The sequence below is a fragment of the Ktedonobacter sp. SOSP1-52 genome, from assembly GCF_016587395.1.
Genome location: NZ_BNJH01000002.1, coordinates 1,176,766 through 1,202,352, shown reverse-complemented (window position 1 = coordinate 1,202,352; position 25,587 = coordinate 1,176,766). Strand labels below are relative to the sequence as shown.

The 25,587-nt window shown below is 50.5% G+C and carries 21 protein-coding genes; 7 read left to right on the top strand and 14 right to left on the bottom strand.

The window, feature by feature from the left end; all coding sequences use genetic code 11:
• Window positions 1–163: 163 nt before the first annotated feature.
• The 3 genes from JMJ16_RS20760 (at window position 164) to JMJ16_RS20750 (ending at window position 3,255) form a co-directional block, all read left to right on the top strand.
• Window positions 164–1,435: a beta-ketoacyl synthase gene (locus JMJ16_RS20760; RefSeq protein ID WP_201384623.1), complete on the top strand. Its 1,272-nt coding sequence runs from the start codon at window positions 164–166 to the stop codon at window positions 1,433–1,435.
• Window positions 1,428–2,654 (top strand): beta-ketoacyl synthase, encoded by a 1,227-nt coding sequence (locus JMJ16_RS20755; RefSeq protein WP_201384621.1) that lies wholly within the window; start codon window positions 1,428–1,430, stop codon window positions 2,652–2,654. The genes JMJ16_RS20760 and JMJ16_RS20755 overlap by 8 nt, the downstream gene beginning before the upstream one ends.
• A 280-nt stretch (window positions 2,655–2,934) precedes the next feature.
• On the top strand, window positions 2,935–3,255 hold the full coding sequence (locus JMJ16_RS20750) for a hypothetical protein (RefSeq protein WP_201384620.1): 321 nt from the start codon (window positions 2,935–2,937) through the stop codon (window positions 3,253–3,255).
• Window positions 3,256–3,466: 211 nt separating this feature from the next.
• Here JMJ16_RS20750 and JMJ16_RS20745 read toward each other — a convergent pair whose 3' ends face one another.
• The 5 genes from JMJ16_RS20745 to JMJ16_RS20725 form a co-directional block, all read right to left on the bottom strand.
• Entirely contained in the window at window positions 3,467–3,820 is a 354-nt protein-coding gene (locus JMJ16_RS20745; RefSeq protein WP_201384618.1) for a hypothetical protein, read from the bottom strand.
• 252 nt (window positions 3,821–4,072) lie between these two features.
• Window positions 4,073–4,351 (bottom strand): PLDc N-terminal domain-containing protein, encoded by a 279-nt coding sequence (locus tag JMJ16_RS20740; protein ID WP_201384616.1) that lies wholly within the window; start codon window positions 4,349–4,351, stop codon window positions 4,073–4,075.
• 194 nt (window positions 4,352–4,545) lie between these two features.
• A complete protein-coding gene (gene rfbB / locus JMJ16_RS20735) occupies window positions 4,546–5,571 on the bottom strand; it encodes a dTDP-glucose 4,6-dehydratase (protein WP_201384615.1) in 1,026 nt (341 codons plus the stop codon).
• Window positions 5,572–5,590: 19 nt separating this feature from the next.
• Window positions 5,591–6,721, bottom strand: coding sequence for a glucose-1-phosphate thymidylyltransferase (locus JMJ16_RS20730; protein WP_201384613.1), 1,131 nt, complete (start codon window positions 6,719–6,721; stop codon window positions 5,591–5,593).
• Between the two features lie 217 nt (window positions 6,722–6,938).
• A complete protein-coding gene (locus JMJ16_RS20725; RefSeq protein WP_201384611.1) occupies window positions 6,939–7,778 on the bottom strand; it encodes a BTAD domain-containing putative transcriptional regulator in 840 nt (279 codons plus the stop codon).
• Between the two features lie 305 nt (window positions 7,779–8,083).
• Here JMJ16_RS20725 and JMJ16_RS20720 point away from each other — a divergent pair, with 305 nt between their 5' ends.
• Window positions 8,084–8,413: a hypothetical protein gene (locus JMJ16_RS20720; protein ID WP_201384609.1), complete on the top strand. Its 330-nt coding sequence runs from the start codon at window positions 8,084–8,086 to the stop codon at window positions 8,411–8,413.
• Window positions 8,414–8,477: 64 nt separating this feature from the next.
• On the opposite strand, the gene JMJ16_RS20715 is transcribed toward JMJ16_RS20720, so the two are convergent.
• The 9 genes from JMJ16_RS20715 to aroF all read right to left on the bottom strand — a co-directional run bounded on the left by JMJ16_RS20715 (window position 8,478) and on the right by aroF (window position 21,935).
• On the bottom strand, window positions 8,478–9,575 hold the full coding sequence (locus JMJ16_RS20715; protein WP_201384607.1) for a tyrosine-type recombinase/integrase: 1,098 nt from the start codon (window positions 9,573–9,575) through the stop codon (window positions 8,478–8,480).
• 113 nt (window positions 9,576–9,688) lie between these two features.
• Window positions 9,689–10,522, bottom strand: coding sequence for a BTAD domain-containing putative transcriptional regulator (locus JMJ16_RS20710; RefSeq protein WP_201384605.1), 834 nt, complete (start codon window positions 10,520–10,522; stop codon window positions 9,689–9,691).
• A gap of 632 nt (window positions 10,523–11,154) precedes the next feature.
• On the bottom strand, window positions 11,155–14,505 hold the full coding sequence (locus JMJ16_RS20705) for a BTAD domain-containing putative transcriptional regulator (protein WP_201384603.1): 3,351 nt from the start codon (window positions 14,503–14,505) through the stop codon (window positions 11,155–11,157).
• A 322-nt stretch (window positions 14,506–14,827) separates the two neighbouring features.
• Window positions 14,828–16,153, bottom strand: coding sequence for a multicopper oxidase family protein (locus JMJ16_RS20700; RefSeq protein ID WP_201384601.1), 1,326 nt, complete (start codon window positions 16,151–16,153; stop codon window positions 14,828–14,830).
• A gap of 682 nt (window positions 16,154–16,835) precedes the next feature.
• Window positions 16,836–17,048 carry a hypothetical protein gene (locus JMJ16_RS20695; protein ID WP_201384599.1) on the bottom strand — a complete coding sequence of 71 codons (213 nt, stop codon included), beginning with the start codon at window positions 17,046–17,048 and terminating at the stop codon, window positions 16,836–16,838.
• A gap of 26 nt (window positions 17,049–17,074) precedes the next feature.
• Window positions 17,075–18,418 carry a phenylacetate--CoA ligase family protein gene (locus tag JMJ16_RS20690; protein WP_201384597.1) on the bottom strand — a complete coding sequence of 448 codons (1,344 nt, stop codon included), beginning with the start codon at window positions 18,416–18,418 and terminating at the stop codon, window positions 17,075–17,077.
• 16 nt (window positions 18,419–18,434) lie between these two features.
• Window positions 18,435–19,046, bottom strand: coding sequence for an aminodeoxychorismate/anthranilate synthase component II (locus tag JMJ16_RS20685; RefSeq protein WP_201384595.1), 612 nt, complete (start codon window positions 19,044–19,046; stop codon window positions 18,435–18,437).
• On the bottom strand, window positions 19,030–20,658 hold the full coding sequence (trpE, locus tag JMJ16_RS20680; RefSeq protein WP_201384593.1) for an anthranilate synthase component I: 1,629 nt from the start codon (window positions 20,656–20,658) through the stop codon (window positions 19,030–19,032). The genes JMJ16_RS20685 and trpE overlap by 17 nt, the downstream gene beginning before the upstream one ends.
• 167 nt (window positions 20,659–20,825) lie before the next feature.
• Entirely contained in the window at window positions 20,826–21,935 is a 1,110-nt protein-coding gene (gene aroF / locus JMJ16_RS20675; RefSeq protein WP_201384591.1) for a 3-deoxy-7-phosphoheptulonate synthase, read from the bottom strand.
• A 543-nt stretch (window positions 21,936–22,478) separates the two neighbouring features.
• Between aroF and JMJ16_RS20670 the strand changes: the two genes are divergently transcribed.
• From JMJ16_RS20670 to JMJ16_RS20660, 3 genes are all read left to right on the top strand, one after another.
• Window positions 22,479–23,408 (top strand): TIGR03621 family F420-dependent LLM class oxidoreductase, encoded by a 930-nt coding sequence (locus JMJ16_RS20670; RefSeq protein WP_201384589.1) that lies wholly within the window; start codon window positions 22,479–22,481, stop codon window positions 23,406–23,408.
• Window positions 23,409–23,636: 228 nt separating this feature from the next.
• Window positions 23,637–24,878: an FAD-dependent oxidoreductase gene (locus JMJ16_RS20665; protein WP_201384587.1), complete on the top strand. Its 1,242-nt coding sequence runs from the start codon at window positions 23,637–23,639 to the stop codon at window positions 24,876–24,878.
• 204 nt (window positions 24,879–25,082) lie between these two features.
• Entirely contained in the window at window positions 25,083–25,559 is a 477-nt protein-coding gene (locus JMJ16_RS20660) for a DUF1772 domain-containing protein (protein WP_201384585.1), read from the top strand.
• Window positions 25,560–25,587: the final 28 nt, after the last annotated feature.

Genomic DNA, 25,587 nt, shown 5'->3' with positions numbered 1-25,587 from the left:
ATATCATTCATTTGGACTGTATCGTAGGGCTCCTCAATTACCGAAGACTTCTTTTTCCAGTAAGCCCGCGGTACATACCGCCGCGTACATTGCTAGCAACGAAAGACGTGTATGGCAAGTTCTGGGAAATCGTATATTCCCTGAAAGGGAGGATTACTTACTCATGAGGCGCGTCGTTATTACGGGCATAGGCGTTGTCGCTCCAGGGGGCACCGGGAGAGAGGCCTTCTGGGAAACGCTAAAGACGGGAACCTCCGCGTGCGATATAGCGGACATGGACCACCTGGAAAACTTTCGATCGCGGGTTGTAGGCGCTGTCACAGACTGGACCCCCCTCGCCTATGGGTTGACCGAAGAGGAAGTGGGCAGGCTGGATAGGCATATTCAATTTGCCCTGGTTGCTACCGCAGAGGCGTTGCAGGACAGTTGCCTGAACCTTTCTACGCTTGACCCAACCCTCCTGGGTGTTTCAGCGGGTACCGCTATTGGCTCCACAACACGGCTTGAGCAGGAGTACCTGGCTGTCAGCCAGAACGCAACAGAATTTAATGTTGATCCCACATTGGCAAGTCCCTACCTGTACCATGCGGTTACTCCATCAAGCCTGAGTGCGGAACTTGCCACTCGTTACAATGCCAGAGGAACTGTCATCACTGTTTCATCCGGCTGTACCGCCGGTATCGATGCTATTGCACAGGCGTTTGAGTGGATTCGCGATGGTGATGTCAATGTGTGCATTGCCGGGGCATCGGAAGCCGGTATCTGTCCGATCAATATGGCTTCCTTTGATGCGATCAAAGGGACGACGCCACGCAATGATGAGCCAAAAACAGCTTCGCGCCCATTTGATAAAACACGGAACGGGTTTGTTCTTGGGGAAGGGGGCGCGTTTCTTATCCTCGAGGATCTGGCTCATGCCTCTCAACGGGGCGCGCACATCTATGCAGAAATTACTGGCTATGGCAGTGCCTTGAATGCCCATCACATGACGGGGCTACAGCGCCATGGTCTGGATATGGCGCAGGCGATTCATGCTGCCTTCGAGAGTGGTGGCATCGCGCCGGACTCAGTGCAATACATTAATGCGCATGGCTCCTCGACGCCGCAAAATGATGTTCACGAGACCAACGCGTTTAAAGCCGCATGGGGACCTCAAGCGTATCGCATTCCTATTAGCTCGATTAAATCAATGGTTGGGCACTCATTAGGGGCTATTGGCGCTGTCGAAATAGCTGCATGTGCGCTCATCATCCAGCGAGGAATTATTCCGCCAACGATTAACTATCGCACTCCCGATCCAGATTGTGATCTCGATTACGTTCCTAATACGGCCAGGCAACAGACGGTTGATGTGATCGTCTCCACGGGAAGTGGTTTCGGCGGATTTCAATCTGCTCTCATTCTCTCGAGGGCAAAGGAGGAACTCGATGCCTAGAGAAGCCGTCATCACAGGAATTGGAGTTGTTGCCCCCGCAGGAATTGGTACGAAGCAGTTCTGGGAGGGAGTGTCTAGTGCGCAATCGTTTATCACACCAGTGACACGTTTCGATACAACAAAGTTCACTAGCAAGGTCGCCGGAGTTGTTGCCGATTTTGACCCTACCCGCTCCATTGATCCACGTATTATTGCGCAAACGGACCGTTGGACGCATTTTGATCTGGTCTGCGCTCGCGAAGCGATTGCCGACGCGCAGTTGGATATAGCACAGGAGGATGCGACACGCATTGGGGCTGTCTTCGCGGCAGGCACAGGGGGAAATGAGTTCGGTCAGCGTCAGTTGCATTTATGTTGGGAAAAAGGACCACGCTATGTGAGTGCGTATCAGTCCATCGCCTGGTTCTATGCTGCGAGCATTGGTCAGGTGTCCATTACGAATGGTGTTCGTGGATATGGCCGCAATATCTGTGCAGAAGCAGCTGGCGGACTGATTGCTCTGGCTCATGCCGCAAAGATTATCCAACAGGGCCTGTGTGACGTTGTCATCGTTGGTGGTTCAGAGGCGTCTATTGCGCCCTATGCATTTACATGCCACCAGGCGTCGGGGCTTGTCTCTTCAGAACAGGGCCCGTTCCCTTATCGTCCCTTCGATGCCACGCGTTCCGGTCCCATTATTGGTGAGGGTGGCGCTGTGTTTTGCATCGAGAGCAAGGAGCATGCGCAGCGACGGAACGCGCACGTATATGCGGAGATTGCTGGAAGTGGTCAGTCATTTGATGCTATAGTGTCACGTGAACCGGCCAGTGATGGCAAGGAATATGCAAGAGCGATGACGAAAGCAATGACAATGGCACAGATCTCACTAGACGACATTGATTGGGTGGTATGTGATGGATTGGGTACTCAAGAAGGCGATATCTCAGAGGTGAAAGCCTTGCAGCAGGTTTTTGGCTCTGACCTGGCGGCAATTCCTGCCTCTGCGCCTAAATCGATGCTAGGGCGTTTGTTTAACGGTGCATCAACCGTCGATGTTGCGATGGCTCTACTTGGCATGCAAGCAGAGACCATTCTGCCCACTGTTGGATTCTCACAACCCGATGCCCAATGCTTGCTCGATTGCGTTCCTAACACACCTCGTTCCGCGAGCGTACAACGTGTCCTGGTAGGAGCGCGTGGCTTTGGTGGCTTTAATGCTGCTCTTGTCTTAAAGAAATAGCGACATGGTCATATGCAGCTTGGAGAAGCTGTGGACGACATGAGTAGCACCAAAAGGATGCAGGCGGGAGATATCTCCCGCCTGCATCCTTTTGGTGTCAAGCGGGAGGAAGAGAAATTCAGGACTCTAGGCGGGGGAGATTGCTCCTGCAGTCGGATCTCTTTCGGTGGAAGAGCGGCTATACTTACAACATGAACGGTAACTAAGAAACACGAGCATAGAGAAGAAGCGTCACCTCTCTTTACGAGAGAAAGACGGAGAAAGAAAGGAAAAACAGATCATGACCAAAGCACGTATCCGTACACTGATTTTCGCAAGCCTTATTATCGGAGCCATTGGTGGAGCGCTGATTGCATTGGGAATTATGGGCAGTACCTTCAACCAGGCAACCCATGTCATGACGCATCTGGCCAACCCTCCTCTGTTTGTGAGTGGTATATGCGTCGCCGTGGTGGCAAGCATTCTCATGGGGATCGCGTGGATCGGGTCGATCCTCAACACGGTCCGCCTTCGTGAGTGGAAGTGGTTACTCATTATCCTATTAGTACGCGGCCTGGGGTTGTTGATCTATAGTTTCGTGGGGCCAGAACCCCAACGCTAATGAACAGCCACGTGCAACTGCCCTCCAGGCTGGAGGGCAGTTGCACGTGGCTGTTCATTCGATCCTTGTGGAATGACAAGCATGCTTACAAGATGCCACGTATCTATTCTACCGCCTTGGAAAGATGAAAAATTCTTCGATTTTGCCCTTCTTGCATATACATACCGGCTGAGCACGTGTTGCGTTACAGGCATCTCGCGAATGTGGTAGGTCACCAGTGGAAAAGCGCAACGCGACGTAGGCATGTTGGATCGTTTTGTAGAGTGACACAGCGCGCAGCTTGCACCTCTTGCTGATCATCCAGCGTCTCACAGCGGCGATTGCTCATCGCCTCGTTGGAGAGCGGCCAGAGACGCTCGCAGGGCTGCACCTCTGGTGAGTATGGTGGTTGAAACACCAGATGGGCGTCTTCTGGAAGAGCGAGTTCACCGCTCTCATGCCACCTGGCACGATACAACAGCAGTATGATGCGCCGATCTAGACCAGCGCTAATAGCTTGCGCGAAGTGCTTTAAGGCAATAGTGAAGATATCGACATTGACCGAGAGCAGGTTAGTGGTGATCATCGTGCATGCTCGAGAGTACTCACTGGAAGAAGGAACCGTGAAGGGAAAGCTCATCTTCACATGGGTGGTAGCGTGCAAAACAGTTTGGCCTGCCTGGTCGAAGGGAAACGTCTCCCTGCTAATTGTCCATCAGTCGCATCGTTGGCCTCAAACATGAGGGCGCCGTGCTTCTCCCTCTTGCTCAAGTAAGGGGTCCCGCACGTCGCCATTGTCTGATGGGAGGCATAATGAGATGTCTCGATGTTGTAGTGGCTACTCTTTCGGAGATGGCGTGTGTGTTTGCCAGGGATACGCGTAGCTCAGGTAGAGCACTGTACTCAGGATTGGTACCATAAGCATGAAGATGATCCAGGGGTATTTCTGCTGTCGGCTCATTGTGCGATCGAGTATGCAAATTGTTATCATCGAGAGCCAGAAGACGGTTAAGAGAATGCCTACAAATACCATCAGAAAGATTGAACCACCGAACAGAGGAAAAGAATGAGGATCGAAGGGCCCCCCTCTTAAAAGAAAAGCAAATGTTCTCTTCATGGTACGCTCCTTGCTTGTGCCTAGAGGCCAGGGATGACTGGCTGGCCACTTCTTCTTCTATATGTTGTGCGATGGAGGGTGTGGCTCAGGCGCCTGATGGAGCCTGGAGCCGAGTGGTGATCACTTGTTGCTGGGTGGCGAACTACGCGAGGCCGGTTGATCAGCGAGTTGAATACTCCTGAGCCGACCCTGTATCAGGCTGCGAGATTAAGCGCTGTCTGTAAGAATTCGTTACTGCGTGCTCGGATATGGGCAATCCAGATGGGATTTTTCTCGTACCACTCTATGGTATAAGCGATTCCTTCGGCAAAAGGGATACGAGGTTGCCATCCACAAACGCGTTTGATTTTTGATGCATTCACGGCATGACGCATAACGTGTCCTTGTCGATCCGCGACAAAGCGGATGAGTGTGCGTGGCTTTTCCAGGTGGTCAAGCACCGCCCCAGCATTATGGAGGATAGAGCGCTCTTCACTTGCGCCAATATTAAAGATTTCTCCGTGAACATGTGAGCCGTCCTGGTGCAAGAGCGAGATGATAGCGTTTGCGTGATCGTATACATGAATCCAATCGCGCACATTCTGCCCATCTCCATAGACAGGTAATGGCCGCTCTTCAAGTGCATTCAGGATAAACAGTGGTAGTTGTTTTTCTGGATATTGGTAGGGGCCGTAGTTATTCCCACAACGGGTAATGACAACGGGCAGACCGTAGGTTGCCCAGTAGGAGTAGGCGAGATTGTCGGCAGCAGCTTTACTGGCAGCGTACGGTGACATGGGCCTTTGCGGATCCGTTTCCAGAGAAGGGCGGCTTTCTCCTGTGGGTGAGAGTGCGTTACCATATACTTCGTCGGTCGAGATATGAATAAAGCGTTTGATAGGTAACGTGCGTGCTACTTCGAGCAACGTATAGGTACCCTCAATATTTGTTTTAATGAAGGCATCTGGCCCAATAATCGAGCGGTCCACATGGGTTTCTGCGGCAAAATTGATGACTGCATCGCAGCCTTCCATTGCTCGTCTCACAATACGAGGATCACAGATATCCCCCCGGATAAATGTGCACCGTCCTGACGAGAGCAGGGAGGAGAGGTTATTCAAATTGCCGGCATAGGTGAGCTTGTCCAGGATCACCACTTCATAGGTGGGGTAGTCCATAAGCAACACTCGCACAAAATTGCTGCCGATAAAACCCGCACCACCGGTGACAAGTATTCGCATGGTTTCTCTATCCTTTCTGTTACAATACGCCAATACGGCTATGGTCTCCCAATAGCAGCTTGTAGGCACGTGGTTTATTCGATGAGGGGTAGACTTGCGCGTGACGACCGATGAGACTATCCTCTATACGCCCTTCGATATCACGAATATGGCACCCCTCGAGCACAATACTATGCTCAATTTCGCTGTTTTCCACCAGACTATCTTGTGCAATGGAGGTAAAAGGGCCAACATAGGTGTTGATGAGCCTGACATTGCGGCCAATAATGGAGGGGCCGCGCACAATGCTATTGGTTAAGCGCGCACCATTTTCCAGGACCACCTCTCCAAGTACCTGAGAATCCTCATCAACCTGAACGCCCGTGGCGAAATTTGTCTGGATGTGGCTCAATGCCGCTCTATTTGCTTCAAGCATATCTTGCATTTTTCCCGTATCAATCCAATAGCCCGTTAGCAAATGCGGACGTACATTGAAGTGGTGATCGATCAGGTATTGGATGGCGTCGGTAATCTCTAATTCCCCCCGACGAGAAGGCTCAATAGCATTGACTGCTTCAAAGATATGACTATCAAAGAGGTAGATTCCGATGATGGCCAGATCACTAATCGGTTCCTGCGGTTTTTCCACCAGACGGGAAACATAGACCCGTTCATCGCCTGGATAGGTCGCCGATGAGACCGGGTCCCCTTCTCGTGTACGAAGTTGTGCAACGCCAAACTGCTGAGGGTGGGGTACCTGTTTGAGCAAGATTTGTGCGTTACAGGGGCAGTCAGGAGCAGAAAAGTTGTGTATAAGCCCGCTGATATCTTCTTCAATAAAGTTATCCCCCAGGAACATCGCGAATTTCTCCTCCTGTAAAAATGGTTGGGCAATTTTTACAGCGTGCGCAAGCCCAAGGGGCTGTTCCTGGTGAATATATGTGATTGAGACATCGGGACCAAATTGTTTGCCGTCTTTGGCTGCCGCTTTGATTTCGGCGTGTGTATCACCAACAATAATGCCAATATCGGTGATACCGGCGGCGACAATGGTCTCTAAGACGTAAAAAAGGACGGGTTTGTTTGCAATCGGAACTAATTGCTTGGCATTGGTATTCGTAATAGGTTGCAGGCGGGTACCTTTGCCTCCGCTTAGAATCAATGCTTTCATGTGCTCTACACTCCATACATCTGTTTTTCTCAGCAGTTGTGAAGCACTAGCCAGAGATAAGCATGCTTATCTCTGGCGAAAAACGTTCTCTTGTGTCGCCTGAGGAGAGTGTAAGCAGGGGAAATTACAAGAAGGTTACTTCATCAGTAAGTACGATGAAGTCAGGAGTGAGAGGGCAGTCGTTGCTCTGTGTTGTTGCGTTCCTGGGAATGAAATCCTAGATGCCGGCTTGCGCAATTTTTTGTTCCAAGGCGTCTATATCTTTGCTCGGTGCCACTCCCAGCTCGCTTTGAATGAAGCTACGGAAAATCTCTAACCGATTGGTTGCCATCGTGAGATCCCCCTGTTGTAGATAGGCATCTACAATAGCTCGCACTGCTGGCTCGCAATAAGGATCGAGTGTGAGCGCTTGGTAGGCATACTCGAGCACTTCTTCTGGCTCATTTCGATGCTGGTAAATCTGGATTAAACGTACAAGGACTTGCGAGTAAATGTAGTCGAAATGACGGCGATGGGGTTGGAGCCACTCCTCATCTTTATCTTCTGGCAAGAACCCTAAGCTGCAGTAGCTCGTGATTTTTCTGTAGTAGTATGAGGCCTTGATATCATCGCCGCGCAAATCAAAGCCTTTTGCGATATCGAAAAGGTGCTGCACCTCCATGGTGTCGGTCCACCAGGTATCATCTATCTCTAACCAGTAAAAATTGTTCGATTGACGGCGGATAAATTTTGACTCCTGCCGAGGAGAAAGCGCAGGTTCAAGGAGCCTTCGCAAACAATGAATGGTGACATAGAGATTGATGGATGCGGCTTCCAGCGTCAAGTCAGGCCAGAAGAGATCAATGAACTGATCGGCTGAACAGAGCTTGCCAGGATTGAGGAGAAACCATTTGAGAAGTGTCTTTGCTTTATTGCGGCGCCACATTGTTTCTCGTATGAATGTGTCCTGGCAAAACAGGCGGAATTGTCCGAAAGAGTATGCGCGAAAGATCGCTTGCTGTTCTCGTTCACGCGGATGAAACTGTGATTGTGGGCTCGACTTCTGGGGGTAAGACATATCCTATTGCCTCCTTATACAAATTGTAGATCGACGCAAGGTTCATCTGTTGCGTGCCTTTCATCAGTGTCCCGCTGTATCTACCCTGCCTCCCCTGTTCTTTTTCGAGTAATTGCCAGGTAAGGTTCTCGCTTTACATACCTAGCGTATGCGAGAAAGAATGGTAAGCAGAGAAACAAGAATCGCCAAGCGCAATATGGTTCGTTGAGCACATGCAAGCAGAAGGAACGCCGCCTCCATGAGGGTACATATTGCGCAATCTTTGTGTGCTACCATTGATAAGCGGGTCTATGGAGTGAAAACCGATGAATGATAAATCCTTCATGCAAACTCTGGATGAACTGAATCTGAAAGCTCATAAAGAGATTGCAGATGAAACCATACAGTGTTGGATGCGTTTGCAACAGCCTGGTGCCACCGTTGCTGGGGTGACCACTCATATCGAGAATGTGCATATGAGAGAGATGGTCTCCCATCTTTTGTTCTATATCTTGCTGCAAACGCTTTTTTACCATGCAAGACATCATGATTTGATAAGTAATCAGCGCTACGAAGAGTTAAGGACGTACATTGATGGCCTGACAGATCATGTCAAGAAACAACCCTTTATGATTTATCCTTTCCACGCTACCTAGCGTCTTTGCTTGCACATTTGAGAAAGAGGTGAAAAGAGAACGCACGTTCTCCTCACGCATCCGGTTATGCCTGGCGAGTAGCTGTATAGGGCTCCTCTAGTCCAAAGACATCTGCCAACACAGTTGCATGAGGGTTATAGGATTTCTTGAGTTTGTGAATATAGCTAGTGGTGATAGCAGCGCTTTCGTGTCCGAGTCGTTCCTGGATCGTACTGATGTGCGCACCCAGCCCATCCATCGTGAGGGCGAAGGTGTGGCGTAATGTACGGACTGTAGAGATGCCCAGGTGGGATTCGCAAATGTCAGCAATGGTTTGAGAGCTGATGCTTTGACCATAGGAGCGATCACTGAAGGAGACCCAGATGGGGGCAGTGGGCGCCAGCGCTTCTAGTTGCTCTCCATAGATAGTGCGTATATAGGCGAGAAACACGTGCGAGAGCCGGGCATCAAGCAGATCTTGCATGATTTTCCCACCTCTGCAACGTTTGAATGTGAGTACTACCCCATCGCCCTCTATACGGATACATTGCCAGGTGAGCGATGCCAGCTCTTGTGAACTTCGTCCTGTATTGAGGGCGACCTGTAAGAGGACATAGTCGCGTGACCCACGGGGGGTGGAGCGATCTATCGCGTTGAGCTTGATGCTCACAAGCTGTGGATTCAACGAGCTTGCTTTGGCATACTTTTGAATGGTCGCGCGTGGAAGCTGTTCAACAGGATTGTTGCCCGTGTAGAGGCTATTTTGGATAGCCCAGCGGTAAAAGCTGGAAACAGCGGCAACCCGTTGATTATATGTTGACGGAGCTACATCACCCTGGCGCTTGCTACCGGGAGTACGTGCGCTGGCCCAGCAGAGTATTGCCGAGACAATCTCCTCGGCAGGGTGATTCAGGCTCAATCCTTTGTCCTGCAGGTGAGTATGCAAGGAGATCAGAATGTCACGGTACGTGGCTTCCGTACATTTGCTTTGCGTAAGGGAATACTTTTCGAGCAGCCATAATTCGATAGCAAGTCTCATGTGATCATAGGGTTCTTCAAGAGTGGTTGGAGCGTGCTCTGGAATGGATGAAGGCGCCCCAGAATAGACACCTGTACCTTTCGCATCTTCTTGACGCTGCTCGTGGCTGTTTGCCAAGACGACCATGGTCTGATGATATGACATTGCTATCCCCTTCCTCCCTGGCTGTAGTCGTGCACCAGGTTCTGTTGTACATTGCCTGTAATCAGAGTGTAAACGGTTCCCCTTACCAGAGACTGCGCACTCACTTCGCAGCGTTATTTCATGCCAATCATTTTTGTGCGCAGGGAGAGCATATCTTCTCCCAGCTCCATGCCCAAATCCTCCCTGAGCAACTTCTGAAAATCGTTTAATCGGCGAATGGCACCTGTGACGTTTCCTTGGCGAAAGAAAGCGTTAATGATGGCTTTGAGTGCAAACTCGCAGTAAGGATCGACCAGTAGCGCCTGGTTTGCATGTGAATGGACCTCATCAAACAGTGCCGCCTCGGAACAGAGTTCGACCAGGCCTTCGAGTGCTTGTATATAGATCAGGTCATAATGCCTGCGGTATATCGAAAATATGTCTTCATAGGCATCTTCAGGAAGAAAGCCCGGGCTACAATGCTGCACAATCGCGCGGAAATGCGTCATCGCTTCATCTGGGCAGTTGCGTTGTTGCGCTTCTCTTGCGGCCAGATGATGCGTCTGCAGATCGAATATATCTGCCCACCACACCCCATGAAGCTCAAACCAGTAAAAATTATGTTTGTTGCGCCGAATAAACGTGGACTCCTGCCGAGGTAAGAGCTCAGGTTCAAGTAAATGGCGCAGATAGTTGATCGTGACATGCAAGTTACGTGCCGCAGCGGACTTCGTCGTGTCAGGCCAGAAAAGATTGATGAGCTGGTTGGCAGAATATTTCTGACCGTGGTTGAGGAGGAACCACTTGAGCAATGTTTTCGCTTTATTTCTGCGCCATACTGCCCCACCTAAGACTTGAGCGCCGTGGGTGACTCGAAAGGGGCCGAAGAAGTAGGCTTTGTAGTGAGCCGTTGACTCATGTAAACCTGCGATGGGAGTCTGTTGAAAGGATACGGGTAGTGTCTTCATAGCGCATCTCTCCTCCAATTGGGATATGAGTGGCAAATCGCAATTTTTGAGAATATTTCGTTGATGCAATAATACTGTGTACTTCTCAACTCATGCTTCGCGCCTGCTTCGCACGATGTATGGTCCTCTTCGCATTGTTTTCGCACACGCAGATATGGAGTATTGAGTGCGCCGCCCAACAGTATATTCTGAGGCCATGTATAACCTCATACGGAGTGATGCGCCAATCGGCGCATCACGTTTCTGTGGATGGCGATTTGGTTGTTGCGCTTATCTATTGGGGAGAGGCAGAAGTGTCGCAATATGCGAGCAGTGTTTCATAGGGGGCTTAGTCGCTACATCAGCGAATGGTGATTGTGTAGCGACTAAAGTGTGCTGTTGGCAATAGGCTTTTGAGCTGGTGCGTGATTCATGAGATGTGCCCCACCTGCGTAAAAACGTTGATCAATGATGAATGTGGGAAACAATGAGAAGAAGAATAGCCCCGGTAAAAGAGATTTCAACAGGACTGGCCTGCTAGAAAGTGATGATGTGGAAGAAGCCCCTCCCTCTTGATGTACCTCACTACTCGTGAAGTGCTTATTGCATTGAGTCATAAAGGAGGGGCTGTGGAAGCGATCTGACATCCTCTGCTACGAAGATGAGTGGGTCAACCGCTGATAGAGTTGCCTGAGTGTGTTTCCCGGTTCAACGCCGAGTTCGCTTTGCAATATATCTTGACACCGTTGATACTGACGTAGCGCCAGCCCCCTTTTCCCTTGTCGTAGGTAACAGCGCATCAGTCCATAATGAGCTTGTTCCAGACAATTATCTATCACTAACGCATGTTGCCAGTGGATAGCACTTTCATCGAATTGTTCATGGCGCCAGGCAATTTGAGCGAGTTGAGAGCGTGCATCCAGATAGGCTCTTCGTAGCTCATCGCGGCGGAAAACGCACCAATCACTATAAAAGGATTGCACATAATCGCCTCTATAGAGGTCTATCATCGCATGCAAAGCTTCCCTTGCTGCTCTATCATTCTCCTGGCTCAACGCTTGTTTCGCTTGATCCTGGTAACGCTGGAATGCTTCTACGTCATACCATACGTTCCCCCCATAAGAGGCTAAATCGAGTGAATAGGCTCCCCCTTGAGAAGTGAGGCGGAATCCCCCGAGGGCTTTGCGTAGATAATACACCGTTGAGTGAAAGGTCTGGTTGATTTGCTCATCCACCTCTGGCCAGAGGGCTGTGATGATCTGTTCTTTACGCATGGGGTGGTTACTATCGAGTAAGAAGAAGAAGAGCTCCATTGAGCGTGCCATCCTCCAGCGAGTAATCGGCTCCCCGTGAAAGCAAACCACCGGTTCTCCCAGAGCTCGTATTTCTACCAGTGGCTGCTCGGGTTGTGTCTGTAGTGATGCTATCGCGGTTTCATGTGGGGGGAGTGGCGGATCGCTCTCTCCTTCATTGAGCGGCATGACGGCTTCCGGTACCTCACTTTCCAGCCGCAAGAGTTTTCGTAGTTGAGCCATGGTGGGCAGTGTCTCTACTGCGTGATAGAGCTTGGGAAGGCGGCGTAATTCTGTAAGCACGATATGCTCGTAGCCGTTTTGTGTATCGAGCAGCCTTGTAAGCTCTCTCATGCGTTGCATCCACTCGTCAGTTCGCCCCTGAGCGAACTGGCATGCAGACATGCGAAGTATCACATAGATCTGTTCACGTTTGAGCCCTATCTTCTGAAAGGTCTGTTCCATCCTGCTGAGATGAGTGTAGACATCGTCATAGCGGCGTTGGTATAACAGAATCGTATTATACGCAAGCTCGTGAATGGCCTGCTCGTAACTGGGTGCTGCACTCGCATCGTTTTGAATATCTGTCTCAGATATAAGGACGAGCGCTGTATTGGCATCTCCCATATACAAATAAGACATCGCCAAGATGCAGAGAGCACTGTTGATCAGGTATTTATCTTTCATCTGACGCGCAAGCGCTAACCCATCCTCGGTGACGGCCAGCGAGCGTTCGTAGAGGCCTTGATCCTGGTAGAGTTCTCCCAGATTGACCAGGGCATAGGCCTGTCCCAGGAGGAAAGGAACAGTGCCGCGAGAGAGATGCAATGCCTGAGTAAACGTCTCCTCTGCTTCAATGAACAGGCCCTGGCGCTGTTTAATTAATCCTAATCGGATCATGTTATTGATTTTGCCCCATTCATCATGCAGTTGTTCCCAACAGAGGATAGCGCGTGTGATATGATGCTCTGCGAGCGCGAAGTTTCCCAGTAAACTATAGGCACTTGCCAATGCACTATGAACCTCAGCCGTTTGTCTGCCAATGGTATGACGCCCCCAAAGTTGAAGCGCTTGTTGCAATTGCGAAATGCCATTTTTGAGGTCACCAAGCAAGTTAGCACATACACCCAGGCGCATGCGTGCCTCTGCACGTAACTTTGTCTCATCGACAGGAAGGCGCTCTATCACTTGTTGACACAATGCTTGTACCTGCGTGTACTCTCCACGCTGAAATAATGCTTTGCTTCGAATAACAGTGCTTTCTGCCTCAAACAAAGGAATGGTATCTGGGTCAATCTTTGTGAGTCCCTCTGTCAAAATGTGGTCTGTCTGATCGAGGAGGCTCAGAGCACTTGCATGATCTCCAGACATGAGAGAGATACTGGCCTGTATGAGTAATAGCCTGGGGTAACGGACTTTTGTCGTATAAGAGAGCATATCGATCCAGTGTCTCAGAAACTCCACGCGTCCCTGGGCGAGTTTGTCGTCACATGAAGCAAGAATGAGGTGGGCGACGGTATCCTCCATACCAGCTTCAAACGCATGGTGGATCGCTTTCGCGTGGTCATTACGTGCCTGTAAAAGTTGTGTTGCGTGACGATGGAGGTGCAAAAAGCGTTCTTGTGATTGATGGCGGAGTTCTTCATAGAGGAGTTCTCGTAAGACAGGATGGCAGGTATAGACCATCTGCGTGTCTTCGTCGCGGTGCGTCACAAATAACCCCCGTTGTTCTAATGCACGGAGGTGTTTGGAGGCATCAGGGATAGCGAGTAGTTCAGCACATAAATCAGGCGTCATTTCATGGAGTATAGAGGCCTCTTTGAGAAAAGTAAGCATTTCTAGGTCATGTTTGAATACCTCATTGACGACATAGGAGAGCAGGTGTTGCCGATCGGTCTTGAGTATCTGTCTTTGGGGAGAACCGTTGATATGGAGTTGTGCTTCACCTTTCTGCAAGATTTCCACGTTCCCCAGGGATGTGCCTAACAGGATACCTGTAATCCAGCCATCAAATGAGCGGAAGATCTGTTCTGCTTGCTCCTCACTGAGTGTTTCCATTTCTTGAAGACGGGCCAGGTCACGTATTTCCTGAGCTGTGAAACGTAGCAGCTTATTCCCTATACTGGTCATTGCTCGCTGCGCAAGCAACGATGCAAACGCTAAATTTGGTAATACCCGGCTTTCTATTACGAATACGCAATTTTCTGGGAGTTTGTGCAAGATGGCATTGACCAGGCTATTGATAACCGGGCTGTTGTTTGTTTCCTGGTAGTTACAGAGAAAGATCGCAAAGCGTTCAGAAATTTCCGTTGCAATGGAGGCAACGAACATGTCTAAGAACGTCTCAACGTGATGATCTGTATGCTGCGCATTCGTCATTATTGTCAAAAATGAATCGAGATTTGTGCCAAATGTTGGAAATTGAAGGCGTATACTAGCGAGAAGAGTGCCAAGAAATAAGTATTTGTCTGTGTCTGTATTGTCCAGAAAGTACCAACAACAAGGGATCGTCGTATTGCGTGCGAAGTCTGCAAGCAACGTCGTTTTGCCATAACCCGCTGGTGCATTGAGCAACACCAATCTATAGTGCGGAAATCCTTCCATTGGTCCCGCGATTGCTTCTTTGAGTCGGAGCATCAGAGAAGTACGGCAGAGAATGGTGGGGGGCAGTGTTGGACGGACAACCTTTCTCATACTATGAGCAACGCTCATGATCTCCTCCTGGTTCACGTGAGCCGGTCACAGTCGGACCTAATTGCCGGTAAAGTCCCTCCCTGGGAAGAAATAAGTATATTTGCTTGCATACTATTATAAGCTATTTTCTTCGCAAGAAAAAGTAGTAAATTCACAAAATTTTTGTTTATTTTAGTTAGTTTTAATTTTAGCTTTTTAGCTTTTTGCCTACGTCTTTTTTATCATAAAGAGAAAAGTCTATAGTACTCTGTTGGGAGCATGCGGAGAGCAAGGGAAGGCTGCTGATCAGCGGCCTTCCCTTGCTCTCCGCGTGCTCTTCTGGCGTCTATGGGAAAAGATGTTAATCTGGGAAATTGCCCGATGAATTGCCAACATTAAATGGCGTGGAGATGTTTGGGTACACGATCATCATGTCCATCCCCATGTAGGCATGGAATAAGTTGTGGCAGTGAATCATCCATAGACCTGGATTGTCGGCGAGAAATGCGACCTCCACAGTCTGATGGGGTAGAACAAGGACGGTATCAAGGACGATCGGACTACCACTAATTGCGTGCCCATTGTACGAGAGCACCGTGAAGGTATGCCCATGAAGATGCATGGGATGGTATTCGTCCGTTTCGTTCACGAAGCGCAGCTTAATTACTTGCCCTTCCTGAACCATAATGGTGGGTGTATTGGGGAATGCCTCGCCATCAATGGTATGCATGGGGCCGAAACGTCCATTCTCAAAACCCATATGGCCATTGAGTGTCAGCGTGTATGAAGCATTAAATTTGCTCTGTGGCGTAATGGTGGTCGGTGCTGGCTCTCCATAGCTGCTGAGATTAAACCACGGTAATCCCTTTGCTGGGGATGCAAATGAAGCGCCCTGCTGACCAACGACGACAGCTGGAGTTTTCTCAAACACGAACTTGTTTGTACTGGTTGCTCTGAATAGTGCGACAGAACCGCTACTGGGCATCTGGAAACGGATATCGTAGCGCTGTCCTGTGCCCAGTGGTATGGCAGTATTCGTCAGCAGGGATGGTTTGTTCACGTCATGCCCATCGATCGAGGCGATCATATAGGGCGCTCCTGCGAGCGTTACAAGTTTTGGATTGCTAGAGGTATTGACGAGGCGCATCCGGACCCATTGACCAGGCGTAGCTGAGATCTGTTGCTGTTTGGCGGTTCCATTGACCATCTGTACATAGCGGAAGTTACGGAAATCACCAAAGGTCCATTCATGCAGGTCCACTGTCGCATCTACGTCATCGTGAGAGGCCTCTTTGATTGGATCAACAATGAACATGCCATAGAAGCCTTGCTCAGTCTGATCGTAGCTGTGTTGATGTGAGTGATACCAGTACGTCCCGGCATCTTTGGCGACAAAGCGATAAGTATAGTCGTGTCCCGGTGGTACGGCATCTTGTGTTAGCCCTGATACACCATCAGCCGAGTTGGGAACGCGTATACCATGCCAGTGGATTGAGGTGGAAACTGGTGATTTATTAATCATATGAACCACAACGAGATCGTTTTGATGGACACGAAGCGTTGGTCCAGGCGACGTCCCATTGATTGTGAAGGAATTTACCGTTTCTCCATCTCCCAAGGGAAGACGAGCTTGCTGCACCGTCAGTGTAAAGTTTGCTACGTGTTCTGCGGTTTGAGGGGCTTGCAAGCTGGTAACAGGTATCCCTCCGCTCTTTGACACTGATCCATTGCATACGTTGTCAGATTCGCTCATGTTCATGCCGTCCATGTGAACCATGTGCATCCCTTGCATATTATTGCATGTACTACTCATGTTGATCGTGGACGGCCAGAGCGACTGCCAGTAGAAGATACCAAGTGTGGCAGCGCCTATCAAACAGATACAAATGATACTCAGGAGAACGTTGCGCAGGAATCTCAGTGGACGTATGCCCCTTTTTTGAGGGGGAGGGGCTACACTCGCGGAGCTCTCTTCTTGTATTCTTTCTTGTGTTTTCATGCTTCTTCCTTTCAATACTGGTTGGCACGTGTAAGTAACTACTGCGCGTTCGCTTCAGACAGTGTCTGTCTTCGCTGAATATACTGGAGGTGTGATCGACTCGCATGGACATCTGAACTGCATATCACGTACAGGAGAACTATAGCCTGATCCGCTTAGCCTATACTTCGCATTAGCTTCGCACTTCTCTTGCTTGAATGGTGGTAAAGAAGAAAACAGAGCATCCAGTTAGATTGTTTGATTGCATAGTGACAACAACGCGATAGGCTCGTTGAGAACACTTCTGGATGTACATCCAGAAGTGTTCTCAACGAGCCTATCGTGAACGGGAATGATGGGCACTTCCTATGGGAGGAGTGTTACTTTCCTGTTATACCCCCACATCATAGAGCTGCTCAAACTGGAGATCGAGGTCGTTTGTGACTTGCCACATGGCTGCCAGGGCTTTCCGTACATTCTGTCTGCCACAGGCGGGCAGATCATCGCAGGCAGCGAGTGATTTGAGCGATTGATAGATGTGAAGCAGATCGCGCTCATGCTCCGTCAGTAGTCTCCCTAAGAGATCGGTTGGTATCGCCGTCATCGTTGTTCCCTCTTCCTCATATGAAACTAATAGTGTGCGACTGGGCGAGCATCAATCAGGCGTTTGGCTTTCAACTCAAAACGTGGTAACTGACCATGCTCGGTGCGTTCAATATTGAAGCGCAGTCCCTCATGTGCTTGGGAGAGTTCCTTGGCCAGATAGGGTTGAAGGGTGGTCCATTCTGACTCCTGTCCTGGCCGGATTTCTAGCTTGATGGAGATTTCGTCCTGGATGTTTTCCTTGCGCCAGATGTAAATCTGGAATTCATCGATGGCAGAGTATTCGCGGATAATGGCTTCGACTGCTCTTGGGTAGACATTGGTACCACGAATGAGCTTCATGTCGTCGACGCGTCCGCGGATGCCCCCCTCGTAGATATCCGAGGTGCGCCCACAAGTGCAGGTATGCGCGGGGACTTTCATGACCAAATCCTTGGTGCGGTAACGAATGAGGGGAATGAATCCGCGTCCAAACGAGGTAACGACTCGTTCACCCAGTTGCCCATATCCTACTGGTTGCTCTGTGGTCGGATCAATGACCTCTTCAATAAAATGGTCTTCGATGATATGGGTCCCGCCAGGCTGATGGGAGCATTCAAAGATCATAATGGTCCCCTGTTCAGTCATACCTGCGGAATCGCCACACTTGGCTCCCCATGCCTCTTCCAACTGTTGTTTGACCGCTGGAATTGAGCCGGCTGGCTCACCTGAAAGAATCAGTTTGTTGACCTTGCTCTCTTTTGCCAGGTTAATCCCCATCTCTCTGGCTTTCTGCTGGAGGTGCAAGGCATAGGTAGGGGTGGAGCAGACAGTCGTTGCTCCCATCTCGATTATCTGCTTGATGCGTGCCTCGGTCGTCTGCGCTCCACCGGGAATCACCAGGGCGCCAATTTTCTCGCTGCCATAGTGCGCCCCCCAGAAGCCGATGAAGGAGCCATACCCAAAGGCAAGGTACACGGTGTCTTCAGGCCGCACACCAAAGCCCCAGAGGCCGTAGCACCACATTTCGCCAATCCACTCCCAGTCTTTCATCCCATCGAGAACCCGAAGGGGGGTGCGCCCACTGGTCCCAGATGTCAGGTGATAGCGGATTGCATTCGCCTTGTCGGTGGCTATCAAGTCGCCAAACATCGGGCTTTCTACCTGGGAGTCCATCCATTCTTCTCGTGTCATAAAAGGGATGCGCCGCAAATCATCGAGTGATTTGAGTTGAGCTGGTTCAAAGCCCGCTGCCTCAAAGTGCTGCTTGTGAAAGGGTGAAGATGAGTATGCCCACTCGCACATGCGACGTAGTTTGAGCAGCTGCAATTTCTGCAGGTCTTCGCGGGGTAATGTCTCGTTTTTAGGATTCCAATACTCAGCATACGCCATGATATCGTTTCCTTTCTCAAGCCGCCGGCATTCTTTGATACAATTCGATGCCAGAGCGCCTTTGTGCTCTCAGTAAGAAATTGCGTAAAAGATCTTTCCCCACTGGCGTGAGAATTGATTCTGGATGGAACTGCACACCTTCGATGGCGTACTTGCGATGTCGCAATCCCATAATCAGCCCGTCTTCCGTCTCGGCAGTTATTTCTAGTGCATTGGGTAATGAAGCTCGTTCGACAATCAGGCTGTGATAGCGACAGGCTTCAAAAGGACTGGGTAGGTTATACAAAATACCCTGCCTTCGATGGTAAATGAGCGATGTTTTCCCGTGCTTGAGCTCCGGTGCTCGTACCACTCGTCCTCCGTAGACTTGCCCAATCGCTTGATGTCCCAGGCAGACGCCCAGGATGGGTATACGGGGTCCAAATGTTTCGATGATTTGACAGGAAAGCCCTGCCTCATTGGGGGTGCAAGGACCTGGTGAGATAACAATTTGGGTAGGTTGTAACTGTTCAATCTCGGCGAGTGTTATCTTATCGTTGCGTCGTACCTCTATGTTGGCCCCTAACTCTGCGAAGTACTGGTAGAGATTGTAGGTAAAGCTATCATAGTTATCAATGAGTAGCAGCATGAAAACCTCCTTGTGCAGAGTACGTTTCTTTCCTGTGTGTTTCCGCCATACATTCAGCTTTTTCTAGCGCGTGTAACATTGCGCTAGCCTTGTTGATACATTCCTGGTACTCTTGAGCAGGATTGGAGTCGGCGACAATACCGGCTCCTGCCTGGATATAGGCATGGTCGTTCTTCATGACGAGCGTGCGAAGCGTGATGGCAGTATTAAGGTTCCCGCCATAGCTGAACGTGCCTATCGCTCCCGCATAGGCGCCACGCTGTGTCCCTTCTAGTTCACTAATAATTTCCATCGCTCGAATTTTGGGGGCACCCGAAACTGTGCCTGCTGGGAAACTTGCGCGCAAAGCGTCGCAAGCGCTAAGGCCTTCTCGTAATTGTCCCTTCACGCTAGATGCCAGGTGCATCACATGAGAATAGCGCTCAATTCCCATGTAATCGGTGACGTATACACTCCCCTGTGTGCTGACGCGTCCGATATCGTTGCGTCCCAGGTCTACGAGCATGACATGCTCAGCCCGTTCTTTGGTATCTGACAGGAGTTCTTCTTCCAATCTCAGGTCTGTCATAAGCGTCTTCCCACGTGGTCGTGTACCAGCGATAGGGCGCGTCGCTACCTCGCCATTTTTGACAGAGATCAACAGTTCAGGCGAGGTCCCGACAAGCTGAAATGTGCCAAAATCCAGGTAGAACATGTATGGCGATGGGTTGATACTACGCAGAGCACGATATACAGTGAAAGGCGAGGCACTGACGGAACGGCTCAGGCGCAAAGAGGGTACGACCTGAAAGATGTCACCTGCCTGGATGTATTCCTGCGCTCGTCGCACTCTCTCTTCGTATTGTTCGCGTGTGCAATTCGCGCTGATCTGGCCTTGCTCACTTATTGCATGCACGGGCGGTTCCTCCGGCAAACGGAGCTCTTGACGGAGGCGCTCCTGTATCTCGTCAATTACTGCTATACCACGCTGATACTCTGCACCCATGTCTGGTGCATCGAGGTGCAGATGTGTCACAATTCTGATGCGATGTGTCACCTGATCGAGAATCAGGATCGTCTTTGTAAAGCAAAAGATGGCCAGGGGTAACTGTAGTTCGTCATCGGGCGGAACAGGCAGTTGCTCAAAGCACGCTACTGCCTCGTAGCTCAGGTACCCAACAGCTCCACCATAAAAACGCGTGAGCTCATCCTCTTTGGATCCCTCCGGCATGATCAGCTGGTATCGGTCTAGTTTGGTTTGTAGTAGGGTCAAGGGATCATGACTGGAAATACTTTCATCTCCAGATCCCTCTTCCCCTGGGTGCCCTGGCCAATGCACTACTGCGTGCTCGCCATAGTGACTGATGACCATATGGGGATCGACTCCAATGGTTGAGTAACGCGAGAGACGCTCACCCCCGATGACGCTTTCTAAAAGAAAACAATATGGGCCTTGGGCAACTTTACAATAAGCCGACACTGGCGTTTCAATATCAGCTTCTACATCCAGATACAGCGGAACAATCGGAGTTGCTTTCGATTGTGCGTTACTGGCTTTGAGATGGCGCGTGGAGTTGTTTGGTCTGGTTGTGCTGTGTAGCTGTTTGATTTCTTCATATGTTGGATGATACAAAGCCATACCTCCAGAGTGATCACAAAGGAATAGCAGTTAACTTCGCACCAGGCGGAGCGTGTCGTACCAGCTAAAACGGTGCTTGTCTTGTCCGCTAGATGCATCATGAGTGTATTCGTGCCAGCGTCTCTGGAGGCAATCCAGGAGACAATGGCACGAACAAGAAACTATCGTTTACTCAATAGATGAGCCTGTACGGGCTCAGGATCGGTTTTCAAACGTTCGCTTTCGCGTGTATGTGGAGAGAACCTTGCCAGGTTTATAGCGTCTTGTGCGATATAGCGTAATTGGTAAGGTGTGATCGCTTGTTGTGCATCGCACAGCGCCTGATCCGGGTCGCAATGGACCTCAACAATGATGCCATTGCTGCCAGCAACGATGCTGGCGCGAGCCATCGTCGGCACAAGCGAACTTTTTCCAGTGGCGTGGCTGGGATCAACGATAACTGGCAAGTGCGTTAACTCGTTCAATAAGGGAATTGCTGTGAGATCAAGGACATTGCGTGTGGCAGTATCGTAGCTACGGATGCCGCGCTCGCATAGGATCACATTGGGATTACCCGAGGCCACGATGTATTCGGCAGCAAGCAGCAATTCAGTAATCGTTGCAGAAAGTCCACGCTTGAGGAGTACAGGGCGTTTTTGCCTCTGTTGTCCACAGGCTCGTAGGAGCGGATAGTTCTGCATATTGCGTGCACCGATTTGTAACAGGTCAGCATATTGGGCAACAGTCTCTACCAGTTCTGGTTCCATCACTTCAGTGACAGTGGGGAGCCCGGTTGCCTCCCTGGCCTCAGCTAACAACCAAAGCCCTTCTATACCGAGCCCCTGAAACTGATATGGGGATGTGCGGGGTTTGTATGCGCCTCCGCGTAAGATGTGGGCACCGGCCGATTTCACTGCTGAAGCCGTCAGGAGAATCTGCCCTCGGCTCTCTACCGCACAAGGACCCGCAATAATGGTTGGAAGCTCTGTTCCACCTATGGTGACAGGATTACAATACGCCCCATTCCCTACAACGATGGCTGATCGCTCTGCCTTGAAATGTCGGCTCACCAGTTTATACGGTGTTGGAATGGGAATAATGCTCTCAACGCCAGGCAACCCTGCGAGCATTGAGCGTGCCTCCCAATCGAAATGTGATGCATCAAGTGCGAGCACCTGACGGCCCTCAATCTCCACTGGGAGTAACGATGGGTGGCCGGTGACATGACTGACCTGAGCCAGTACCTGGTCCCGCTCTTCTTCGGTGATGTGAGGACGAAGATTAAGAATCACAACGTACTCCTTTTTCTGTGCTCATCTCGCAGAATGTCTAGGCCTTTGCATGTCGTTTTTGGGAAAGGGAAGGAATATGGGGAGAGGGTGCTCTGTCTATGTTTCTCGTTTGCTTGCCAACGGAGCTATAGCCTCCCGCTTTCCATTCAGATGATCAGAACCTCTCCAGGCACATTCCCTCGATTCCCTCACCAAAAGAGTCTCCCGAGCGTGTATGCCGGCTCATCATGCCATGAGCAACCTGCAGCTGTTTCACATTGCTATCACACCTATGACATTCCACAGTAGACAACTCTACGCATGCCCTGCTACATGAGGCATCATATAAGTTTACTGAAGCAAGTATAGGTTTGTAGCTCTTACCAATGACTCACACACAAAGTAAGCTTCTGGCAATTGAGGGCACCTACGCTCTAGTCACAACATGCGATTTCTTTTTTAGGTGTACATCAGCTGAATGTGCTGGTATGGGCCTCAAGAACAAAACAATAGGTGGTCAGATGCTTTGTTGCCTCTGTCCATAGAAAGAACGGTAAGGGATATATGGGAAAGCAACGGCGATTCCGCTTTGGGGTTGTGGCAGCACACGTCCAGTCGCGTGCTGCGTGGATTGCGAAAGCACGCAAAGTGGAGGACCTGGGCTATGATACGCTCCTGGTAGTGGATCATCTGACTGCAGGCCTTGGTCCTCTGGTCGCTTTGACGGTAGCTGCTGAGGCGACGAAAACGATTCGCGTTGGGACATTTGTGCTCTGTAACGATTTTCGGCATCCTGCAGTGCTGGCGAAGGAGATCGCCACACTCGATGTCCTCTCTGAAGGTCGCTTTGAATTTGGGTTAGGGGCAGGATACCTTCCTACTGATTACCGAAAATCTGGCTTGTCGCTCGATGCTCCGGGGACGCGTGTCAGCCGCTTTGAGGAAGCCATTCATGTGATGAAGAAGCTATTTACCGAAGAAGCGACGCATTTTCAGGGTGACTACTACACCATTGCTGATTTGCAAGGGACTCCTCAGCCGCTGCAGAAGCCTCATCCCCCCTTCTATATTGGTGGAGGCGGCAAGCGCGTGCTCTCTTTTGCCGCGCGGGAGGCTGATATTGTAGGCATTGCCCATAAAAGCAGTGCTCATGGGCTGGATCTGGCGAATACAACGACGGAACCAACGGCACAGAAAATCGCGTGGGTACGCGAAGCCGCTGGCGAGCGATTCGAGCACCTGGAGTTGAGTGCGATGATATTCCGCGTTGTGGTGACTGACCAGCGTGAGGGTGTTGCACAACAGGTAGGCGCTCGCTTTGGGTTGACAGGGGAGCAGGCGTTGAGTTCGGTTCAACTCTTGATCGGCACAACGCAACAAATTGCTGAAGTCTTATGGGAGCGCAGAGAACATTTTGGCCTCTCTTATATCGTGATCAACGAGGAGCAAATGGATGCGTTTGCTCCAGTGATTACTCTCCTGGCAGAGAAATAGCAGAAAAGAACGCATGCTGGTAACGATGCGCGAGCGCATGCAGGTGACGTTGGGGCGACACATCGTGATTGCAACCACTGCCTGATTGCAATCAGTGCTGAGAGCGCTGGTGAACTGTTCCGGTGTGGCCAGAGCCTCCAGATTTCCACTTGCATGTGACGCGTGCCGGTGGTCAGGTTCAAGGGTGCTGTATATAGCTTTAAAGATTTCCGAGGAGATGGAGTATCTATGCAACAAGTGACTGTTCCTACGCAGGAGAAGCAGATTGAGCAGACAACAGCGACCTGTTGTATCGTTGGTGGGGGACCGGCGGGTGTGATCCTGGCTTTTATGCTGGCGCGCCGCAATATCCCCGTTGTCTTGCTGGAAGCACACACTGATTTTGACCGAGAGTTTCGGGGTGATGTCATCTACCCATCGACGATTACTATTATGGAGGAACTTGGCCTGGTCGAGCAGGTACTGCAACTCCGCCATATGAAACGATCCTCAGTGGTCTATCAGATGGGAGAAATGTCCATGGTCATGGCTGATCTCTCGCTCCTGAAAACCAAATATCCTTATATCGCCATGATTAACCAGGCTGACTTTCTCAACCTCGTCACGACTGAGGCGAAACGCTATCCTACGTTCCGTCTCATCATGGGGGCACGGGCCGAGGAGATCATCGAGGAGAACGGAACGACGCGTGGCATTAGTTATCGTACCCCTCACGGATGGGGTGAGGTCAGAGCTGACCTTGTGGTTGGCGCTGACGGTCGTTTCTCTCGTTTGCGCAAGCTTGCAGGTCTGCAACCTGAGAAGATTACCTCATCTGTTGATGTCCTCTGGTTCCGCCTCTCCCGCAAGCCGGGAGATTCAGGAGAGGGGTTGTTGCGCTTTGGGAGCCAGCGGGTCCTGGCATTAATTGATCGCCCTGATCACTGGCAGGTCGGTTACGTGATTCCCAAGGGCAAGTATAAAGAGATTCGCGCCGCCTCCCTCGAAGTCTTTCGCCAGTCGATCGTCGAGGTTTGCCCCATGTTTGTCGATCGCGTCGACGAACTGCGGGAATGGAAGCAGATCTCGGTCCTTTCGGTGGAGTCGGATTGTCTACCGCGCTGGTACCGCCCAGGCCTTCTGCTCATCGGTGATGCTGCGCACGTCATGTCGCCGGTTGGAGGGGTAGGCATCAACTGTGCGATTCAGGATGCCGTTGTTGCCGCAAACATTTTGACCCAGAAATTGCAGAACAAAAGCGTCACGATCGCGGACCTGGCGGAGATCCAGCATCAGCGGGAGCTGCCGACGAAACTCCTCTTGAAATATCAGTTCTTTTTACAGAAGAGGCTGCTTTCGGCGACGCTGAACTCGAGCAAGGATTTTACCGTACCACCGATCATACGCGTTTTATTCGGCATTCCGTTCACGCGTAATCTCCTTGTCAATATGATTGTGTTTGGCCCCCGGCCGGCCCACGTCAAAGTTTGACCTTCTCCATCTCTCTAGCTGTTTCTCTCGTTCCCACAAAAGAGGCTCCCAGCGTTTCACAGCGAAACGCTGGGAACCTCTTTTGTGGGGATGCTACTGACTCATTTACCGCCTGGTAATTACAGGGTAAGGAGGCTTAGCCACTATACCTATGGAGATACCGCAGTGACGTAGTAGGTTACAAACACAAGAGGTGATGTCGAAATGTACACAATAACCTTTTATGCCCTCTTATTCTTGAATCTTGCATCAGCAGGGCTCGTGACCGGTGGGGTCATGGTAATGGCAGCTGCATATAATCCTTTGCTTGCGGATCTGTCTCAGCAAGAAACACTTACGGTACACCGGGGAATCGGACGATATATCGACCGATGGCAGCCAAAACTGGCGATCCTGGCGATTCTCTCTGGGCTTGTTGAACTCTGGTTCAGCCAGCAGCTTTGGCAGACCGTCTGCATTCTCCTTGGGGTCGCAGGGATTTTCGCTCTGAGCACCATCTCGCGCTCAGTAAGCGTTCCTTTGAGCCGCAAAATCGTGGCGTGGACTCCAGCAGCAGGTGAAGCCCATCTGGTCGGGATGAAGACGCAGTGGATCCGCGTGCACAATGTACGCGCTGCCTGTGGCCTGTTTGGATTTCTCTTCTTTATTGTCTCTATACTCCAGCTGGTCGCCGCACGGTAGTGGCAAGGCAGTTGGTCAAGAATGCAAC

Coding starts and splice junctions, on each gene's coding strand:
- JMJ16_RS20720 (WP_201384609.1), top strand. CDS start 8,084: ATGAATGATAAATCCTTCATGCAAACTCTGGATGAACTGAATCTGAAA.
- JMJ16_RS20740 (WP_201384616.1), bottom strand. CDS start 4,351: ATGAAGAGAACATTTGCTTTTCTTTTAAGAGGGGGGCCCTTCGATCCT.
- JMJ16_RS20745 (WP_201384618.1), bottom strand. CDS start 3,820: ATGATCACCACTAACCTGCTCTCGGTCAATGTCGATATCTTCACTATT.
- JMJ16_RS20750 (WP_201384620.1), top strand. CDS start 2,935: ATGACCAAAGCACGTATCCGTACACTGATTTTCGCAAGCCTTATTATC.
- rfbB (WP_201384615.1), bottom strand. CDS start 5,571: ATGCGAATACTTGTCACCGGTGGTGCGGGTTTTATCGGCAGCAATTTT.
- JMJ16_RS20755 (WP_201384621.1), top strand. CDS start 1,428: ATGCCTAGAGAAGCCGTCATCACAGGAATTGGAGTTGTTGCCCCCGCA.
- JMJ16_RS20695 (WP_201384599.1), bottom strand. CDS start 17,048: ATGACGGCGATACCAACCGATCTCTTAGGGAGACTACTGACGGAGCAT.
- JMJ16_RS20670 (WP_201384589.1), top strand. CDS start 22,479: ATGGGAAAGCAACGGCGATTCCGCTTTGGGGTTGTGGCAGCACACGTC.
- JMJ16_RS20710 (WP_201384605.1), bottom strand. CDS start 10,522: ATGAAGACACTACCCGTATCCTTTCAACAGACTCCCATCGCAGGTTTA.
- JMJ16_RS20685 (WP_201384595.1), bottom strand. CDS start 19,046: ATGCTGCTACTCATTGATAACTATGATAGCTTTACCTACAATCTCTAC.
- JMJ16_RS20730 (WP_201384613.1), bottom strand. CDS start 6,721: ATGAAAGCATTGATTCTAAGCGGAGGCAAAGGTACCCGCCTGCAACCT.
- JMJ16_RS20690 (WP_201384597.1), bottom strand. CDS start 18,418: ATGGCGTATGCTGAGTATTGGAATCCTAAAAACGAGACATTACCCCGC.
- JMJ16_RS20760 (WP_201384623.1), top strand. CDS start 164: ATGAGGCGCGTCGTTATTACGGGCATAGGCGTTGTCGCTCCAGGGGGC.
- JMJ16_RS20715 (WP_201384607.1), bottom strand. CDS start 9,575: ATGTCATATCATCAGACCATGGTCGTCTTGGCAAACAGCCACGAGCAG.
- JMJ16_RS20660 (WP_201384585.1), top strand. CDS start 25,083: ATGTACACAATAACCTTTTATGCCCTCTTATTCTTGAATCTTGCATCA.
- JMJ16_RS20665 (WP_201384587.1), top strand. CDS start 23,637: ATGCAACAAGTGACTGTTCCTACGCAGGAGAAGCAGATTGAGCAGACA.
- JMJ16_RS20705 (WP_201384603.1), bottom strand. CDS start 14,505: ATGAGCGTTGCTCATAGTATGAGAAAGGTTGTCCGTCCAACACTGCCC.
- JMJ16_RS20725 (WP_201384611.1), bottom strand. CDS start 7,778: ATGTCTTACCCCCAGAAGTCGAGCCCACAATCACAGTTTCATCCGCGT.